This is a genomic window from Bosea sp. Tri-49 (assembly GCF_003952665.1).
Taxonomy (GTDB): domain Bacteria; phylum Pseudomonadota; class Alphaproteobacteria; order Rhizobiales; family Beijerinckiaceae; genus Allobosea.
In genome coordinates this window covers 13894-33077 of the sequence record NZ_CP017947.1, presented here as the reverse complement: position 1 = coordinate 33077, position 19184 = coordinate 13894, and the positions used below count along the sequence as shown (strand labels likewise).

At 63.9% G+C, this 19184-nt stretch carries 14 protein-coding genes and 1 pseudogene; 9 read left to right on the top strand and 6 right to left on the bottom strand.

The genetic code is table 11. The annotated features are described in order from the left end of the window. Positions 1–79 precede the first annotated feature (79 nt). The 3 genes from BLM15_RS29140 (at position 80) to BLM15_RS29130 (ending at position 6125) form a co-directional block, all read left to right on the top strand. Positions 80–1876, top strand: a complete 1797-nt coding sequence (locus BLM15_RS29140; protein WP_126116433.1) for a type I secretion system permease/ATPase — start codon at positions 80–82, stop codon at positions 1874–1876. 110 nt (positions 1877–1986) lie between these two features. After that, the gene (locus BLM15_RS29135) at positions 1987–4725 is read left to right on the top strand and encodes a calcium-binding protein (RefSeq protein ID WP_206438724.1); all 2739 of its coding nucleotides are present in this window, start codon (positions 1987–1989) and stop codon (positions 4723–4725) included. Positions 4726–4775: 50 nt separating this feature from the next. Beyond that, positions 4776–6125 (top strand): HlyD family type I secretion periplasmic adaptor subunit, encoded by a 1350-nt coding sequence (locus BLM15_RS29130; protein ID WP_126116431.1) that lies wholly within the window; start codon positions 4776–4778, stop codon positions 6123–6125. A 230-nt stretch (positions 6126–6355) separates the two neighbouring features. On the opposite strand, the pseudogene tnpC reads toward BLM15_RS29130, so the two are convergent. After that, positions 6356–7056, bottom strand: a pseudogene (gene tnpC, locus BLM15_RS29125) (IS66 family transposase); the annotation flags it as partial. 273 nt (positions 7057–7329) lie between these two features. Here tnpC and BLM15_RS29120 point away from each other — a divergent pair. The 3 genes from BLM15_RS29120 (at position 7330) to BLM15_RS29110 (ending at position 10746) form a co-directional block, all read left to right on the top strand. Then, a complete protein-coding gene (locus BLM15_RS29120; protein WP_126116430.1) occupies positions 7330–7665 on the top strand; it encodes a helix-turn-helix transcriptional regulator in 336 nt (111 codons plus the stop codon). After that, entirely contained in the window at positions 7655–8935 is a 1281-nt protein-coding gene (locus tag BLM15_RS29115; RefSeq protein ID WP_126116429.1) for a type II toxin-antitoxin system HipA family toxin, read from the top strand. Before BLM15_RS29120 ends, BLM15_RS29115 begins: the two co-directional genes overlap by 11 nt. A 284-nt stretch (positions 8936–9219) precedes the next feature. Further along, complete coding sequence (locus tag BLM15_RS29110; protein ID WP_126116428.1) at positions 9220–10746, top strand: PAS domain-containing sensor histidine kinase; 1527 nt, start codon at positions 9220–9222, stop codon at positions 10744–10746. A gap of 59 nt (positions 10747–10805) precedes the next feature. Here the strand turns inward: BLM15_RS29110 and BLM15_RS29105 are convergent, their stop codons facing one another. Next, positions 10806–11801: a sensor histidine kinase gene (locus BLM15_RS29105; RefSeq protein ID WP_126116427.1), complete on the bottom strand. Its 996-nt coding sequence runs from the start codon at positions 11799–11801 to the stop codon at positions 10806–10808. A gap of 341 nt (positions 11802–12142) precedes the next feature. Further along, on the bottom strand, positions 12143–13087 hold the full coding sequence (locus BLM15_RS29100; RefSeq protein ID WP_126116426.1) for a LysR family transcriptional regulator: 945 nt from the start codon (positions 13085–13087) through the stop codon (positions 12143–12145). A 132-nt stretch (positions 13088–13219) separates the two neighbouring features. On the opposite strand from BLM15_RS29100, the gene BLM15_RS29095 reads away from it, so the two are divergent. Next, positions 13220–14185 carry a tripartite tricarboxylate transporter substrate-binding protein gene (locus tag BLM15_RS29095; RefSeq protein WP_126116425.1) on the top strand — a complete coding sequence of 322 codons (966 nt, stop codon included), beginning with the start codon at positions 13220–13222 and terminating at the stop codon, positions 14183–14185. Positions 14186–14222: 37 nt separating this feature from the next. Then, a complete protein-coding gene (locus tag BLM15_RS29090; protein WP_126116424.1) occupies positions 14223–15386 on the top strand; it encodes a mandelate racemase/muconate lactonizing enzyme family protein in 1164 nt (387 codons plus the stop codon). Between the two features lie 77 nt (positions 15387–15463). Here the strand turns inward: BLM15_RS29090 and BLM15_RS29085 are convergent, their stop codons facing one another. Further along, a complete protein-coding gene (locus BLM15_RS29085) occupies positions 15464–16369 on the bottom strand; it encodes a LysR family transcriptional regulator (protein WP_126116423.1) in 906 nt (301 codons plus the stop codon). A gap of 104 nt (positions 16370–16473) precedes the next feature. Between BLM15_RS29085 and BLM15_RS29080 the strand changes: the two genes are divergently transcribed. Continuing rightward, complete coding sequence (locus tag BLM15_RS29080) at positions 16474–17460, top strand: MBL fold metallo-hydrolase (RefSeq protein WP_126116422.1); 987 nt, start codon at positions 16474–16476, stop codon at positions 17458–17460. Between the two features lie 334 nt (positions 17461–17794). Here the strand turns inward: BLM15_RS29080 and BLM15_RS32375 are convergent, their stop codons facing one another. Both BLM15_RS32375 and BLM15_RS32370 read right to left on the bottom strand, forming a co-directional pair. Then, on the bottom strand, positions 17795–17986 hold the full coding sequence (locus tag BLM15_RS32375; RefSeq protein ID WP_442859486.1) for a hypothetical protein: 192 nt from the start codon (positions 17984–17986) through the stop codon (positions 17795–17797). After that, positions 17896–18477 carry a S8 family serine peptidase gene (locus tag BLM15_RS32370; protein ID WP_442859485.1) on the bottom strand — a complete coding sequence of 194 codons (582 nt, stop codon included), beginning with the start codon at positions 18475–18477 and terminating at the stop codon, positions 17896–17898. The genes BLM15_RS32375 and BLM15_RS32370 overlap by 91 nt, the downstream gene beginning before the upstream one ends. Positions 18478–19184: the final 707 nt, after the last annotated feature.

The window sequence follows — 19184 nt, the reverse complement described above, 5'->3', positions numbered from 1 at the left end:
ACGAAGCCCGGCGGGCGGGCCGCGTGGTCCGCCCGCCTTCTGCACTTCCCTTCACCGCTATGATCAAGGGCGCGCCGCCATGGCCTCCTCTGCCCGTCTCACCGAAGCCCGCAAGCGCGACGGAGCCGTGCTGACCCGGGATTTCCGCCAGGTCGCATTGTTCCTGTTCCTGATCTCCGGCTTGATCAACATCCTCGCGCTGACCGGCTCGTTCTATATGCTGCAGGTCTATGACCGCGCGCTGACCAGCGGCAGTGTCCAAACGCTCGCCGCCCTCTCCGTGCTCGCGATCGGCCTGTATCTGTTCCAGGGCGGCTTCGACATCGTCCGATCGCAGGTCCTGATCCGGATCGGCGCGCGCCTCGACCAGGATATCGCGCCGCTGGCCCATCGCGTCGCGATCGACATGCCGCGTTTCGGCTTTTCCAGCACGGAGGCACTCGAGCGCGGCCGCGATGTCGATACGGTACGCGGCTTTCTCGGAAGCCAGGGGCCTGCGACCCTGTTCGACCTGCCCTGGATCCCGCTCTATCTGGCCTTTGTGTATTTCCTGCACCCTTGGCTGGGCGCGTTGACATTGGCCGGCGCCGTGGTGCTGACCCTGCTGACGCTCCTGAGCGAGATTCTGGCGCGCAAACTGAGCAACAGCTCGCGCCAGGCTGCGATCGCCCGCAATGCGACGGCCGAGACCCATGCCCGCAACGCCGAGGTCGTGCGGGCCATGGGCTTCTCCGGCCGCGCGGTGGCCCGCTTCGACCGTTTGAATCGCGAGCATCTGGCGCTGCAGACCAGTTCCAGCGATCTCGGCGGGACCTTCGGAGCAGTCGCGCGCGTCCTGCGCATGATCCTGCAATCGGCGACCCTCGGCCTCGGCGCCTTCCTCACCATCAAGGGCGAGCTTTCCGCGGGCGCGATCATCGCCGCGTCCGTCGCTTCTGCGCGGGCGCTCGCGCCAGTGGACCAGGCGATCGGCAACTGGAAATCCTTCGTCGCCGCGCGCCTCGCCTTCGGGCGGCTGCGCGAGACCGTGGTGGCGCTGAGCAAGGCGGTCGAGCCGATGGAGCTCCCCGCACCGCACCGATCCCTCGGGGTCGATCGCATCACGGTCGCCGCGCCGGGATCCGGCCAGGTACTGCTGAGCGAGGTCAGTTTCGAGCTGGCCGCGGGCAAGGCACTTGGCATCATCGGCCTCAGCGGCGGCGGCAAGACCACCCTGGTTCGCGCGCTCACCGGCATCTGGCCGTGCCTGCGCGGCTCGGTTCGGCTCGACGGCGCGAATCTGGAGCAATGGCCCGAGGAAGCGATCGGCCGCCATCTCGGCTATCTGCCGCAGGAGGTGAGCCTGCTCGACGCCAGCATCGGCGATAACATCTCGCGGCTTGCGCCCGATCTCGACCCGGCGGCCATCGTGGCCGCAGCGACCGCAGCCGGCATCCACGATATGATCGTGAAGCTGCCGGAAGGGTATCAGACGCAGCTCGGCCCGCAGGGCACCGCGCTTTCGGCCGGCCAGCGCCAGCGCATTGGCCTGGCCCGCGCGCTCTACGGCAATCCCTTCCTGGTCGTGCTGGATGAGCCGAACTCCAACCTCGACAGTGAGGGCGAGGCGGCCCTGACGAGGGCGATAGAAGGGATCAAGGCGCGCGGCGGCATCGCGATCATAGTCGCCCACCGGCCGAGCGCACTTGTCGCGGTCGATTTGCTCGGCGTCGTGCAGGGCGGCAAGCTTACTGGCTTCGGTGCCAGGGACACCATCCTCAACCCCGTACAGAAGCAGCCCGCACCCGCCGGGACCGATGTTCCGGTCGAACCACGCCTGCCCGCCGCCAGCGGGATCGATGCGGGCGCCGGTCCGCTCAGGAGGGTGACAGTATGATCGAGGTTAAGGCGCTCAAGCCCACTCAGCACTCCGCACCCTCAGCCGAGGAAATCTACCGGAAGGCGCAGGAAGAGCCCGCGCCGTCACGCTGGCCGGCCGCTCTCGCGGTGATCGTTCTGGCGGTCGCCGCCTATCTGCGCTCGCTGACCTCGACGCAGGCCGAACCGGAACCAGGCCCGGTTGACAGTGCGGCCACGCCACTGCCAGTCGGCGAGGCGGCGCCCCAGAGCGATCCGGACGAAACCGGTTCGTTTTCCAACGACAAGAGCGACCACGAACTCGGCTCGGGCGCGGCGAGCGATCCGGTGCCGGGGCTGGCGGATTTCCTTGGCATCGACTCGCCGCCGATCGACTATGAGCAGCTACCCCTGCAGCCCTTCGTGCGGGAAACCATCGAATTCGGCGTGGACCGGGTCAGCAACGACAACCGTTTTACCGCGGAGGGCTCGCAGACGATCGGTGGCGCGAGCGTGTCGAGCAGCCCCCATCTTGTCCCGATCGAGGGGGGCGGCGCGCGGCTGCCGGTCGTCGTGGCGCCTTTCAACCCGGTGATCGTCGTTCCCAAACCGTATGATCCTCCCGACCGGCCCGATCCCGATCCGGTTGGACCGCAGGATCCGACGGCGCGTAACCGATCCCCGCGCCTGGCGAGATCGGTCCAGCTTGGCGAGATCGGTGCCTGTCAGACGTTGCTGCTGACAGCGGCGGGCTTGCTGGTGGGCGCGTCGGATGCCGACGCCGATCCGCTGACGGTCCGCAACCTGCAGGTGTCGTCGGGCACGATCGAGCTGACCGAGGGCGGCTGGCAATATAGGCCGGCCGCCGGATACTACGGCCCCGTCTTCGTGAGCTACGGCGTGACCGATGGCACCGCGACCGTCTCGCAGGTCGCGATGCTCCGGGTAGTCGAAATCCTGGAGCTGGACGGCACCGCCGGCGACGACGTGCTCACCGGCACAGATTGCGCCGACCTGATCAGGGCCGGCGATGGGAACGACACGGTCGATGCGCGGGCCGGCAACGATATCCTGCACGGCGGCGCGGGCGACGACCACATCATAGTGGGTGCCGGCAACGATATCGTCTATGCCGGCACCGGTAACGACGTCGTCTATGGCGGCACCGGCATGGACGTCCTTTTCGGTGGCGCCGGCAATGACCGCCTCTATGGCGAGGACGGCGACGACCGCCTGTTCGGCGAAGCTGGCGACGATCTTCTCGTCGGCGGCCTGGGGAACGACGAGCTCTCGGGCGGCGACGGCGACGACACGATCCTCGGCGAAGCCGGCGACGATGCGATCGACGGCGGGGCCGGCGACAACGAGCTGCATGGCGGTCCGGGCAACGACCATATCCGCAGCGGCCCTGGCGACAACGTCATCTCGGGCGGTCCCGGCGACGACATCATCGCGACCAGCGATGGCGACAGCGAGATCGATGGCGGATCGGGCGATAACGTCATCTCGGTCGGGAACGGCCTGAACCGCGTCAGTGCCGCCGGTGGCAATAATACGGTACTCGGCGGCGCCGGCGTCGAACTGGTTCAGCTCGGCGCCGGACGCGATGTCGTGCGGCTCGGCGGGGGCGACGACGTCGCGAAGGCGGGAGCAGGAGCCGACCTTCTGTTCGGCGAGGACGGCGACGACACCCTCTTCGGCGAGGCGGGGGACGATCGTCTGGACGGGGGCGACGGTGACGACACGCTTTCGGGCGGGTCCGGTAACGACGTTCTCGTCGGTCGCCGAGGCGACGACCTCGTCGATGTCGGTGAGGGCGACGACCGCGCCGATGGCGGCGAAGGGAACGACACCTTGCTCGCCGGCGCCGGCGACGACGAGGTCGAGGGTGGCGATGGCGATGATATCATCGATGCCGGACAAGGCGACGACGAGATCGACGCAGGGGACGGGGACGATGTCGTCAAAGCCGGGGAAGGCGACGACGAGGTCGAAGGCGGCGATGGCGATGATGTCATCGATGCCGGGGAAGGCGACGACGAGGTCGAGGGCGGCGATGGTGATGATGTCATGGATGCCGGGCAAGGCGACGACGAGGTCGAGGGCGGCGATGGCGATGATGTCATCGATGCTGGGCAAGGCGACGACGAGATCGATGCAGGGGACGGGGACGATGTCGTCAAAGCCGGGGAAGGCGACGACGAGGTCGATGGCGGCGATGGCGACGACGTTGTCCGCGCAGGGAAAGGCGATGACGTCGTCGAGGGCGGGAAGGGGAACGACAGGCTCGACGGAGGAGAGGGCTGCGATACAGTAAGGGCTGGATCGGGCGACGATGTCGTTATTTCCTCACCAGATCAGCACGACGATTGCCTCGATGGCGATGAGGGGCATGACACCCTCGATCTGTCCCAGACGAGCGATGGCGTAACCGTCGACCTGACGGAGAACAAGGCCGTGGGCATTGAGATCGGGGAGGACACGGTTCTCGATTTCGAAGCGTTGATCGGCGGCAAGGGAAACGATCACTTCATCGTGGGGGCGAAGGGCGCGACGGTGACGGGTGGCGAGGGCGAGGACCGGTTCGAATTCGACGTGCCCGCCTCCGCCGACAACGACCTGATCCACCAGATCCTCGATCTCGAGGAGGGCGACCGCATCATCGTCAAGCAATACCAGGTCCATTCCGACGCCGAGGCCGGCGGAACCGAGATCGACCCGTTCAACGAAACCTACAACGGCACCGACGAGGACCGACGCCCGTTCCGCTTCCGCATCGAAAAGGTCGGGGAGGACGACAGGACCTTTGTCGATGTCTTCGTCGCGCAGCAGGACGAAAAGGACTTCTCGATCGAAATCTATGGTGCTCACAAATTGTATTACTACTGATCTAGCGTGGTGTGGTCGCCGCTCGCTATGGCGCCGGGAGGGTTCGTGTCATGAATGCCCAAAATTTCGACGCCAAGCTCTTCGCCAAGGCACAGAAGGGCGCCAGCGCGGCTGAACGGCGGGCCGATTTCGGCCTCGGTGCGCACATTGCCTCCGGCATGGCGCTGGCATTGCTGCTCGTGTTCGGATTCGGTGGTTGGGCCGTCTCGGCCAATCTCAATGGCGCGGTTCTCGGCCAGGGAATGGTCAAGGTCGACCAGAACCTCAAGGAGGTACAGCATCGCGACGGCGGCATCATCCGGTCGATCGCGGTCAGGCAGGGCGACAACGTTAGCGAGGGCCAGGTTCTGTTCCAGCTCGAGGACGTCCAGACCCGTGCGGAGCTGTCGATTGTCCGCTCCCAGTTGGCGGAGCATCTTGCCCGCGGCGCCAGGCTGGTCGCCGAGCGTGACGGTTTCGACAAGGTCGCTTTCCCTTCCGATCTCGCTGCCTTTTCCGAGGAGGCCGCCGAGATCATCAAGGGTGAGACGCGTTTGTTCGAGGGCAACCGAACCAATCGGGAAAGCCGCAAGGAGCAGCTCGAGATCGGCATCGTCCAGTTAGGAGAGGAGATCAAGGGGCTGCAAGCGCGCCAGGTCGCCAAATCCGAGGAGCTCAGGCTCGTCGAGATGGAGCGTACGAAATTTCTCGGGCTCTTCCAGAAGGGCTATATCGACGGCTCCAAGGTCTTCAACATCAACCGGGAATGGGCGCGGCTGCTCGGCGAGCGCGGCGAGATCGAGGCGACGCTCGCGCGTGCCAAGCTTCGCATCAGCGAAACCCGGCTGCAGATCATCTCCATCAACGACACCGCGCGGACGGAGGCGCAGCGCGAACTGCGTCTGGTCGAAGCCAAGCTGTCGGAGTTGCAGGACCGCCGCGTCGCCGGCGAAGACCGGCTGTCGCGCACCGAGATCCGATCCCCGATCGCAGGGACGGTCAACGAAATGACGATCTTCACCATCGGCGGCGTCATCACCCCGGCGGCGCGGCTCGCCACCATCGTTCCCACCGGGACGAAATTGACGATCGAGGTGCGTATCGCGCCCGCCGACATCGACCAGGTCAAACCCGGTCAAGCCGCGCGCCTGCGCTTCTCAGCCTTCAACCGCAACACGACGCCCGAAATCCCCGGCAGGGTCAGCCATGTCTCGCCGGCCACCACCAAGGACGCCGCAACCGGCCAAAACTACTATACGTGCGAGGTCCAGATCGAAGGGGATATCGCCGTGCTCGGCGACCGCAAGCTCCTGCCGGGAATGCCGGTCGAGGTGATGATCACCACCGAAGAGCGCAAGGCGCTCTCGTTCCTGACCAAGCCGTTCACCGACCATGCGAGCCGGATGTTCCTGGAGCGCTGAGTTCCATCACCTGGGAGCGAACTGGAGCAGCGTAACCGCAGCGTGAAAAATTGCCGGCGCGCTGGTCCTGCCCGCGCCAAACTGGGACCATCCGGAAGCGGACATACCGAACGTCCGCAACGGGCCAAAATTGCGCGTTGGGGCATGTGGACGTACCACCGCTCCAGGGGCGTCCGAAATCGCTGGAGAGTGGTCCCAGCTATGAACTCTGCCGGCACAGGGTCAGATAGGGCCAGGCGAACCTCGCCGCGTTCGGCCAACACCTTGTAGCCGCAGTAGCCTCGACCTGGAGGATGCCGCGGAAGCCGGCGAGTTGAGCGATCGGCCGTTCCGCCTTGCAGTGGGGAGCATAGACACAGACGACGCCGGGTGGATCCGGCGCCGCCCCCGGGCCGGTTTCTCGGGCAAGAGCCCAGAGCTGGCCCGCCTTCGTCCGGCCCTGGCCGGGATCGAGCGCAGGCCGCTGTGGGCTCGTCCGCGAACAGCTTGGACGAGCTCTTCAGCGCCGCCAGCATCCGTTCATGCACGGGCCGCAACAGGAAGGCGGCGCGCCCGACCCAGTCGGCCAGCGTCGAGCGATCGAGTACGACGCGCTGGCGCGCATAGATCTGAGCCTGACGATACAGCGGCAGATGATCGGCGTATTTCGAGACCAGCAGATGGGCGACTGTCGCCTCGGTCGCGATCCCGCCCTCGATCAACCGCGCCGGGGCCGGACACGACGTCCTCGCAGGACCGGCAGGCATATTTCGGGCGGCGCAGCACGAGCACACGGAACTGGCCGGGCACGATGTCGTTGCGCTCGGCTTACATCCTCGCCGATGCGATGGAGCTTGCCGGAACAGCAAGGACAAGTGTCGCTCTCGATGTCCACTATCATCTCGATCCGCGGCAGATGCGGCGGCAGCGCGCCGCGGTTAGCCCGGCGCTGGCGAGCCCAGGTGGCTTCCTTTGGGCCTTCTAGTCTATGAGCTCCACCTCGCGGCAGACAAGGAGGCGGGGCTGTATCCCCGACCTTCCGTGTACGAGGTGAACCTTTTCGCACCCCGCACCTAACGATGATCCATTATTAGACCATATAAGTGATATATGGGCTATTTATGAACCAATTCGCATAACATGGGTTGTTTACAGTCGACGGCTCGCCTAATGAGCCATTAACGGGCCGTGAAATTAATTCGCGGGCTGTTTATGGACCAGATCAATGGCAAAGCCAGTAACAAGGGCCTATTCCTCCTACAGCCACGACGCACTGAAGCTGCTGGCCCAGATGATCCGGCGCGCGCGGATCGAGCGGAAGCTGACCACCCAGGAGCTCGCTGACCGCGCGGGGATCTCACGCGGTCTCGTTCAGAGAATCGAGCGCGGCGACCCCGGCTCCGCAATCGGCGCGGTATTCGAGATCGCCGCCATTATCGGGGTGCGCCTGTTCGATGCCGATCAACCGACGATGGCAGCTCATCTGTCCGCGAACAATGCCATGCTCGCCTTGCTGCCCAAATCAGTACGCCCCTCGGGAAAGGTGAAGGATGACTTCTGAACAGCGCTATGCGGAGGCGTATGTCTGGGCTTGGTTGCCAGGACAGACGCAGCCTGTGGTCGCGGGTCGCCTCGCCCGCGAGGGCAGCAACTTCCTGTTCAACTACGGCCGCAGCTATCTCGCCCGCGAAGACGCGGTCTCGCTCTACGCACCAGAGCTTCCCTTGCGCGCAGGCGTCCTGCCGCTTCCGGCAGGACTGTCGATGCCCAATTGCCTGCGTGATGCTGCGCCGGATGCCTGGGGCCGCCGCGTCATCATCAATCGACGATTGGGAGCAAAGGGGGGCGCAGCCGACACAGCCGATCTCGATGAGCTCATCTATCTGCTGGATTCAGGGTCCGACAAGGTTGGTGGGCTCGACTTCCAGATATCGGCCTCGAGATATGTGCCGCGCTCCGCGTCCGCCGCGCCGTTGGAGGAATTGCTGAACGCCGCGCGGCTGGTGGAAGAAGGTGTGCCGCTCCCGCCGGAACTGGACGCCGCCCTGCTGCACGGCAGCTCGATCGGCGGCGCACGGCCGAAGGCTCTCATCGATGACGGTGACGAGAAGTACATTGCCAAATTCTCTTCGCAGACCGACGTCTACAGCGTCGTGAAGGCGGAATTCATCGCAATGCGGCTGGCGGCGCTCGTCGGCATCGACACGGCCCCGGTCCGGCTCGCGCATGTCGCAGGCAAGGACGTGCTTCTGATCCGGCGCTTCGATCGGCGCAAGATCAACGCTGGCTGGGAGCGCCTCGCGATGGTCTCGGCCCTCACCCTTCTCGGCCTCGACGAGATGATGGCGCGCTATGCCAGCTATCAAGAGCTAGCGACGATCATCCGGCATCGCTTCACCGATCCCAAGCCGACATTGCGCGAGTTGTTCTCGCGCCTCACGTTCAACATCCTGTGCGGCAATACCGACGACCATGCGCGCAATCATGCTGCGTTCTGGAATGGCAGCACGCTGTCGCTGACGCCGGCCTACGATATCTGTCCGCAGGGCCGCACCGGTCGGGAAGCCAGCCAGGCCATGTTGATCGACGGCAACCGACGCTTCAGCCAGATCGCGATGTGCCTGGATGCCGCGCCGAGTTTCCTTTTGTCTCGCGAGGAAGCGACCGCGATCGCGGCAACGCAGATCTCGACCATCAAGGAGCAATGGCAGGCGGTGTGCGACGAGGCGACATTGAGCGTCGTCGACAGAGAATTGTTCTGGCGACGACAGTTCCTCAATCCTTTCGCTTTCGATGGCGCGCCCGAAACTCTGAACAACCTTGCTCACTAAGCATTGCTAGAGGGCGATGTCCCGTTCGATCTCGGCGGCGAGGTCGACTTCTAGCCTTGCGTCGGTATCGCTACCCAATCCAATAACGCAGCGGACATAGCTACGATGGACTGCGCGGGACCTTGAGCAAAGTCCTGTTCAAGACGTGCGAAACCTTACCTTGCCCGGTTCCATCTGCGGGTCATTGTCGTGGTAGTGCGGCGATCGTCACGGGGACCCATTTGGTTGAGGTCGGAACGGAGCACCGGCATATCAGTTATAGGAGGTCACCGCAGGAACCGGATATGACCTTCAAAAACGACTTGGCGGATGACAGGTATCGCATCCTTATCGACGCGATAACCGACTACGCCATCTACATGCTGGATAGCGGCGGGTTCGTAACGAGTTGGAACCCCGGTGCCGAACGCTTTAAGGGATACCGCGAGAGTGAGATTCTAGGACAGCATTTTTCGCGATTTTATACAGAAAACGACAAAGCGACCGGCCTTCCCGCTCGGGCGCTGGAAACGGCCAGAACTCAGGGGCGATTTGAAAACGAAGGCTGGCGAGTCCGCAAAGACGGAACAACGTTTTGGGCGCACGTCATTATAGACCCGGTGTTCGATACCCGCACGGGCGAACTGCTCGCTTACGCCAAGATCACGCGGGATTTGACCGAGCGAAAGATCGCCCAAGAGAACTTGCAGGCGGCAAAGGAAGCCCTTTATCAATCCCAGAAGATGGAGTCCCTGGGCCAGCTAACCGGCGGTGTGGCGCATGACTTCAATAATCTGCTCAATGCCATTATCGGGAGCCTTGAGTTGCTCAGAAAGCCGCAACCGCCTGAGCGCAGGGAAATTTTGATCAGGAATGCCTTGGCGGGCGCAGAACGCGGCGTTGCACTCACTCAAAGAATGCTAGCTTTTGCTCGCAAACAGAATCTGGCGACTGCGCCAGTCGATGTCTTTCACTTGATGGGCGGGATGACGGACTTGCTGAGCCGCTCATTGGGGCCTTCGATCGAGATCGAATACTCGTTCGGTGTTGGTTTGAAGCATGCACTGGCGGACCCGCATCAACTCGAACTCGCCATCATCAATCTTGCCGTAAACGCGCGCGATGCGATGCCCGAGGGCGGTTCAATCACAATCTCAGCAAGGAACGCAACGGCCAGCGACAGCAAGAAGGCTGGGCTTCCCCACCCAGGTTTCATTCAAATCAGTGTCGCCGACAAGGGATTGGGGATGGACCCAGACACCTTGGCGAAAGCGTCTGAGCCGTTTTTTACGACCAAGGGTGTCGGGAAAGGCACTGGGCTCGGCCTTTCGATGGTGTCCGGAACCGCCGAACAACTGGGCGGCCGTCTGACTCTTGCGAGCACGCTTGGGGAGGGTACCACCGCAACGATTTGGCTGCCTACGGCCGAGCAACACACGCTTGAAGTGACATCTTCAGAGCCAGCTGTGGATCATGACACACGGGCGCTACGCATTCTCGCCGTCGACGACGATGCGTTGATTCTCATGAATACCGTCGCTCTGCTTGAAGATCTGGGTCACGCGGTGATGGAAGCGAACTCGGGCAGGGAGGCACTGGCGAAACTCGAAACAGGAGACCCCGTCGATGTGCTCGTCACGGATCACGCAATGCCCAATATGACGGGTACTCAGCTGATTGACGCGGTTTCAGAACGCTGGCCAGACATTCGGATCATTCTCGCTTCCGGTTATGCGGAATTGGAGGCGCCCTCCCGCGATGGCGTAGTGATGCTTGCCAAGCCATTCTGGCAGTCTCAGCTCGAGGCGGCCCTGATTGCTGCGATGAAATGAAGAGCCCGGGGTGCTTGCCAAACCGGCGACGAAAGCCCTACCAGCCGTCCGCAAGCCGCCTAAGTGGCAAGCTTCGACGCCTTGATCATCAGCGTGACGACGACACCCTCAGCCGACCAATCGTAGTTGATGGAACCACCGAGTTGCCCGGACACGCTCCGCACGACCAAGCGGCTGCCGTAGCCCTCAGCTCCGTTAGGAGGTTCGACACTCGGTCCCCCGCGCTCAATCCAAACGATCTTTAGGTTGTCATCGTCCAGAGAACCTGAGACGTCGAGCGTGCCCGCCTCGGAAAATAGGGCACCATACTTGAGCGAATTGGTCGCCAGTTCATGGATGATCAGAGCGATGGTCGTTGCCGCGACTTCGCCGACACCCATCCGGGGCACGGCGACGCGAATGCGCCTGCTGAACGCGCCCTTGTCCTCATAGGGTGAAAGCAGGATTGAGATCAGGTCGCCCAGCAACGCTGCACGTCCTTGATGGCCAGGAAGCGGCCGCACCAGGTCGTGAGCCCTCCCGAGAGCGGCCAAACGTCCAGTGAGTTCAACGGCCATCTCCTTGGCCGTCGTGGCGGATCTGGATGATATCTGAGTCAGCCCAGCGGCAATCGCGAGCAGGTTCTTCACCCGGTGGCTCATCTCGCCCGCGAGTAGTTCGTGACCCTCCTCAGCCTGCTTGCGGCCCGTCACGTCAAGAAAGATGCCATAGGCAAGGTTCTCGTGCAGCGCCGAGTCATCGCCGATTCCGCGAGCCGATATCCAGCGGATCTCTTCGCCAATGATGATGCGAAAGTCGATCTCGTAGGCGCCGATGATGGCCCGCGTCGCCGTGAACGCTGCCCGAACCCTGTCCCTATCGGCAGGGTGGATGCGTGCCGACAAGTCCTCGAACTTGACGTTGTCACTTTGAGGCACCGCCCAAAGCTCGAAGCCGCGCTCGTCCATGGAAAATGCGTTCGTCTGGACATTCCAGGACCACAGCGCGACGCCGGCAGCACCGATTGCGCGGCGCAGGGCTGTGGCACTCCAGGCGCTCGGGTTGGGAGCAGGCATCAGCGACCAGTCCTAACTGCCTGTATGGCCAGAACCTTCGGCGTGGACATTGGTGCACTGAGCAAGGCCTCGCTGCAACAGTGTCCGTACAGCATCGGACCGGCTGCGCATCCGCTTTCGGAAGCGGTACTCCTCGATCAAAGCTAGCTCTGACTTACTCAACATGATCTGCAAAGCGCCCGCCACGCTTCAGATCCGATCTCTTTTTGGGCCGCTCGGACACGGAAGTCTCACATGTAGCTAGCCACTCATTATTAGTCGATGGCGTTTGGACGTCAATGCTCCTGCGATAGCCCGAAGACGGCTGCGGGCGGCCAAAAGCTAGAGACTCCGCAGCGCCACTACGGGACATTCAACGGTGCAGACGTTGGATGTGCTCGCTGATCATTGTTTCCCACGTCGGCCGCACGTCGGAGCTTTTCGACCAGAAGACTGGCAGGTAATGACAATCCCCTGTTCCTTACCGAGATGACAAATTGGCGGAGGGACCAAGAGTCATTCAGCGGCACTACCGTCAGACCCAGCGCCTGCTGAACGGCGCGCGCTTCCTCGCCGGGGACGATAGCGACAGCCAGTCCAGCGGCGACGATCCGGTAGGCAGCATCCACCGTCGACACCTGGATCCGGTGGATGAGCTGCTTTCCGGCTGCTCCTGCAGCACTCCGTTGTCTCTGCTGCATGATGCTGCGAGCCAGGATATCGACGTGCTCGTAGTCGAGAGTCTCGATGAAGGCGACCGAGTCGCGGCTGGCAAGTGGGTGCCCCTCGGGTACGACGACGGCGAGGTGATCCCTATGATAGGGAAAGAGGGTCAGATCTCGAAAGTCCACCGCATCCCAGCACACGCCGATATCGGCTCGTCCCTCTTCGACGCCTCTTACAACCTCCCAGATTTCCCGCTCTTCCAAGCTCACTCGGACGTCGCGATACATCTTGGCGAAGCGACCGATATCATTGGGTAGAAACTGGGCGACCGCCGACTTGCTGCCGAAAACGCGAACCTGGCCCTGCACGCCCTGCGCAAAGGCGCCGAGGTCCGATTTGATCCGGTCGAGCATCTGCAGCGACTCGCGCGCATAGCGCCAGAGCGCCTCGCCCGCGGCCGTGACCGTCACGCCTCGACGACCACGTTCAAACAATCTGACGCCGGCTTCGCTTTCCATCTGGGCGATGCGCTTGCTGACGGCCGAGGGCACGATCGCTTCCCTCTGGGCGGCGGCCGCGATGTTGCCCTCCTCGCAGACGGCGACGAACAGGCGCAAGGATACCGGGTCGAAACTGCGCATGAAGCCTCCGGCAGAGCTTTACAGCCATCTCCAAATGGAACGGCTTGGATGAAAAATTACCACGCCAGCGGTGGCTGATATTCCCTTCGGCTCGCTCTATCGTCCCGTCAACCAACTACGGGGGAGGCAACGATGGCGAAACTGGCTTTTGGCATTTTGCTGGCGGCGGCGATCGCGACGCCAGCTGCGGCGCAGAATTATCCTTCACGGCCGATCACGATGATCGTTCCCTTTGCCGCCGGGGGGCCGTCCGACACGGTCGCTCGTGTGACCGCGGAAACGATGGGCCGCATTCTCGGCCAGAACATCATCGTCGAGAATGTGGCCGGCGCTGGCGGCACGACCGGCAGCCATCGAGCCGTTCGCTCCGATCCCGACGGGCACACCATCCTGCTCAACCATCTCGGACTGGCGACGGCCGTCACGCTCTATCGCAAGCTGCCTTTCGATCCGACGGCCGATCTCAGGCCCGTCGGCGTCGTCTCGGATGCCAGCATGGCGATCATCGCCCGGCGGGGATACCAGCCTGATTCACTCGCGGATCTGATTAAAGACGTCAAAGCGCGCGGGCAGGATGTGACATTTGCCCATTCGGGCCTGGGCGCTTCCTCGCAACTCTGCGGATTGCTGTTCATGGCGGCCGTGGACAAGAAGCTCACTCAGGTGCCTTTCCGGGGCGGCGGGCCGGTCCTGCAGGCGCTGCTGGCGAACCAGGTCGACCTTGGCTGCGAGCAGGCCACCACTGCCGCGCCCCAGCTGCAGTCGAAGAGCATCAAGGGCTATGCCGTCACGAGCACGCAGCGAATCCCCGCGCTTCCCGATGTGCCCACCGTAGGCGAAGGCGGCCTTCCCAACATGGAAATCAGCGTGTGGCACGGCCTTTTCGTGCCTGCAAAGACCCCGGATTCCGTGGTTCGGACGCTGTCGGCAGCGTTGGCGAAGGCTCTACAGGACCCCACGCTCGCCAGCCGCTTCATTGACATCAGCACAGTACCGACGCCGGAAAAAGCCACGCCGCACTCCCTGGCGCAGACCCTGAAAGGCGACATCGGCCGCTGGCGTCCGCTGATCCAGGCCGCCGGTCAGTTCGCCGACTGAACCCAGCCGATCTCCCTCCGATCAGGAAGCCTTCTAAATGCGTATCGTCGACATCCGGGAGCGCACCGCTCCGATCGCCTCGCCCATCGCGAATGCCTTCATCGACTTCTCGAAGATGACGCTGAGCCTGGTTGCCGTCGTCACCGACGTCATCCGCGACGGCAAGCCGGTGATCGGCTACGGCTTCAACTCGAACGGGCGCTATGGCCAGGGCGGGCTGATCCGCGAGCGCTTCGCCCCGCGTATCCTCCAGACGGCGCCCGAGAGCCTGCTCGATGCCGAGGGCGGCAATCTCGACCCCGGCAAGGTCTGGGCCGCGATGTTCACCAATGAGAAGCCAGGCGGCCATGGCGAGCGCTCCGTCGCCATGGGCACGATCGACATGGCGGTCTGGGATGCCGTCGCGAAGATCGCCGGCAAGCCGCTCTTCCGTCTGCTGGCGGAGCGCCACGGCACGCAGGCCGATCCGAAGGTCTTCGTCTATGCTGCGGGCGGCTACTACTATCCCGGCAAGGGCCTGGAGGGTCTGGCGGCTGAGATGCAGGGCTATCTCGACCGTGGCTACACCGTCGTGAAGATGAAGATCGGCGGCGCGCCGCTCGCTGATGACTGCAAGCGCATCGAGACGGTGCTGAATCTGCTGCCGGCCAGGTGCAAGCTCGCGGTCGATGCCAATGGCCGCTTCGACCTGGAGACGGCGATCGCCTACGCCAAGGCGCTGCGCCAGTACGACCTGTTCTGGTATGAGGAGGCGGGCGATCCGCTCGACTACGACCTTCAGGCCAGGCTCGCCGAGCATTATCCCGGCCCGATGGCGACCGGTGAAAACCTGTTCTCGATGCAGGACGCGCGCAACCTGATCCGCTATGGCGGCATGCGCCCGGACCGCGACTGGCTGCAGTTCGACTGCGCGCTGAGCTACGGCCTCGTCGAATATTTGCGCACGCTGGAGATGTTGAAGCAGAACGGCTGGTCCTGGCACCGCTGTATCCCCCATGGCGGCCACCAGATGTCGCTGAACATCGCGGCGGGCCTCGGCCTCGGCGGAAACGAATCCTACCCCGACCTGTTCCAGCCCTATGGAGGCTTCCCAGACGGCGTGCGCGTCGAGGCCGGCCACATCATCATGCCGGACCTGCCGGGCATTGGCTTCGAGGGCAAAGCCGACCTTATCGCGGAGATGCGCAGCCTCGCCGCGTGAGGCTATAGGCAACCGTCCTTGTGCGCTACCAGCGACATTGGCTGCCCTCCCGTAAGCCGACGTTCTGCGAAACGCGATTACGACTCGGCGTTCCACTTGAAGTCGCGGATGTGCTGCAGGAACACAGACATGGCCGCGCTCTGGTGGCGCCTGTTGGGGTAGTAAAGAAACCAGCTCGGCAGCTCGGGCGACCAGTCGGGTAGCAGTTCGACCAGGCGGCCCTCATTGAGATGCGGCTTCGCATAATCCTCGAAGACATGCGCGATGCCTTGTTCCGTCAGCGCCGCCTGCAGCTCCTGATGCGCCGAGCTCAGCGTCAGGCGGCCTTCAGGCGTGATCGCCAGGCGCTCACCCCCCTTTTCGAATTGCCAGCTGACGATCGTTCCTCCGGGGAAGCGACGGCGGATGCAGTCGAATCCAATCAGATCGGGCGGTGTCACTGGCGCGGCGCGACCCCGAAGATAGTTCGGCGAGGCGACGATCGTGTAGCGCAAGGCAGGCCCGAGCGGCACCGCGATCATGTCCTGCTCCAGGTGCTTGCCGAACCGCACTCCGGCATCGAAGCCCTGCTGCACAATATCGATGATCGCCGCGTCGCTGATCAGATCGACCTTCACCTCCGGAAAGCGTCGCATGAAGTCAAAGACCAGCGGGCACAGCACGTGGTCGACTGCCGGGCCGGGTGCATTGATCCGCAGCGTGCCCGTCGGGGTCTCGCGTAGCCGGTCGAGGTCCTCGATCGCCAGCCTGATGTCGCGCAAGGCCGGAATAAGCCGTTCGTAAAGCCGCGCTCCGGCTTCCGTGGGCGCGACGCTGCGCGTGGTTCGATTCAGCAGGCGCAGTCCTAGCGTTCCCTCCAGCGCGCCGATGCTCTGGCTCAGCGCCGCCGACGAGACGCCTCGCTCCGCCGCCGCCGCGCGAAAGCCCCCGCATCTGACGATCGATGCGAAGACGTCGAGACTGTCGAGGCGGAGCGGTCTCATTGCGGCATTTTACTTATCAAGCTGATCGGGAGAAGATATCTTATCCGATCAATCTTGCACCGTCATCTTGAACCTGATCGACCGATCCGGCCGCGAGGGAAACCATGACGATCATCACCATGAACCGCCGCAAGATCGTCTTGTCCGCACTCCTCGGCGCAACCGGGCTGGTTCCCGGAGGCGGTGCCGGAGAGGCCCGTGCTCAGGCGCTGCAACCACCGAGCGGCAACGCAGGTCACTATCGCTTCCGGATTGGCGAGGTCGGCGCGACGGTGCTTAGCGACGGGCTGATCGGCGGTCCGCCGCGCGTCTACGCCAGCGACGCGCCAGAGCAGGAGCTGAAGGACGTCCTGCAGCGCGCCTTCCTGCCGACAGACCACATGACGCTGAATCTCAACACCCTCCTGCTCGAAGTTGGAGCCCGGCGCATCCTGCTGGAGGCGGGCGCGGGTCAGACGATGGGCCCGAACGGCGGCCGGGTCTTCGCCCGCCTGGCCGAGATCGGCCTGAGCGCGCGCGACATCGATGTCGTCGTCGTCTCGCATACGCACCCCGACCATGTCGGCAATCTGCGAACCGCCGACGGAGGACCCGCCTTTCCGCGCGCGACCGTCTTCGCCCCCAAGGCGGACTGGGATTTCTTCGTCAGCAGTGAGCCCGACCTGTCCTACATGCCCGTCCCCGAGGACTTTCGGCGGCGCTTCGGCGCTGCGATCAAGCGCAGCGTCGAGCCTATCGCCAAGAGCGTGGAACTCTACGAGGCGGGCGCGGAGATCGTTCCGGGACTGACGACCATCGCGGCTGCTGGCCATACTCCCGGCATGGTCTCGTTTCTCGTCCATTCGGGCCGTGACCAGCTGCTTCTCACGGCCGACCTCGCCTACCACCCGGTCGTCAACATCGACAGGCCGTGGCGGCCAGGCCCGGATCGTGACGGGGACGCCGCGCTCGGCGCGCGCCGACGCATCTTCGATCGCGCGGCGGCCGACCGCATCCCGGTTCTCGGCTTTCACTATCCGTTCCCGGGCCTCGGCCATCTGCTGCGGACGGACAGCGGCTACGCCTGGGTGCCCGCAGGCTGGCAATTCTGAGCTGGAAGGAGACGAGACGACGACCCGCAGGCCGACAGATCTCGACCGCCGCAGCTTTCTCGGGGCCGTCAGCGGCGCGACCGCCGCGCTGGGCGCCCGCCCGAGACGCGAGTGGAGAGGCTGCCGCCGCTTCCAGCAGCCGATTTCGTGAGGTTGGCCTCTGCCTGTCGGCATCGGGGTCTGGGACCGCGTCGGCAACCGAGACGTCGCGCTGTGCGAGTTGAACCAATTCGAGCCCAAGCAGACCATCAGCGGACTGGAGGCCGGCGGCAGCTAAGCCGGTCCCACGTCCGGTCAGCAGTTTCACCCACGCCCAAGCCGCAGTCGCGCGCGGCTACTCGGTATGAGAACCAAGATCGGCGGGACGGATGGCGAGCATCGCCGCAGCCCTCACCGCCCCCCAGCCGAGCTTCGAGTCGGGATTTGCTCTGGAACCTAGAGAGGCCCACCGAAACAGCGCCTGCCGTACGGCCTCCCCTTTTCGCCAGCCAGCAAGGCGATTGAACGCACTCCAGTGTTTGGCAATCCAGAGGGCCGCGGCTGCTGCGAGCAGTGGGGTTGCTGCCGAGGTACCCTGCCCGTCTTCATCAACCACCGTCGCGCGACCGATCTCCGGCCACGGGATGTTGGGAGTGAAGCCGAGAGCGCAGTGCGCATCTTGCTTGCGGGGCCGTAGCACCCTTCCATGGTGTCAAGACCGCTGTACGAGCGCATGTTCGCCATCACGCCGCATGCAGCAACCACGCGCCGCATTCGTGCTGGATAGACTATCGAGCGTACGGGCAGGCCCGAGAAGTTGTTACCCGCCGCGGTGACCCTCACCATTCCGGCCGCATAGGCCTTGTTGACCACCTCGGCGAGGACGGCCGACGCTAATCCGCCCATGCTCATGGAGAGTACGTGGGCGCCACGGCCGAGCGCATAGTCGAAGCCCTGCGCCATAGTTCCGGTGCGGTATCTGACGACCCAATCCGCGATCCGGATCGGCAGGACAGAAACCTCAGGAGCGCCACCGATCTCGCGGCCAGCGAGAATTCCGATGGTACCTGTACCGTGGCCACGGTTGCGAAGGACGCCCCCGACGGCGTCACGTCCTCTGCACTGTCGGGCTTGCCTTCTCCTTAATTGCGCAGCCCAAAGGCAATTTTAGTGGGGCAAAACCGGTGACGAGGATCATAGCCAGTATCCAGATGCGCAACGAGCACCTGAGTTTGGTCGGCAGCGGCAACCATCGACCGAGCATCGGCCAGTCCATTGAAGTCTGCCTCTAGATGCCAACGCGAATGTGGTTCTATCGCGCGGCCACCGCCGCCGTCCTGCGAATCGGCAACGCATGACGAGGCGAGCGGACCAGAGACCCATTGTCGTTCGAACTCGGGTTCTGCTGCGAGAAGATCACCACTGCCCACTGCAAACCCCATGCGCATCATCGCAAGCGCTTGGTCCCAGGGATTCTCACTCGCTTCGGTGCGGAACCAAGTTGCAGCCGCTGCTGGTCCAAATCCCAACCCATCGTCCGTCTCGTCGACGCGAAGCAGTGGCTCGGCCCCGCGTGTCAGTGCCTTGGCACTAGTCGCGAAGCCGCCGCCGGCGTCGCGACTTTCAGCAACATGCCGACCGGTTCAGGTAGCGCGGGCTTCCAAGGGTTGGTCATAGCGTGCCCCTCGGATTGTTGGAGAGAGCGAAAAGTGCATTATGCCAGTAGAGCGGCGAGCACTGCTCCA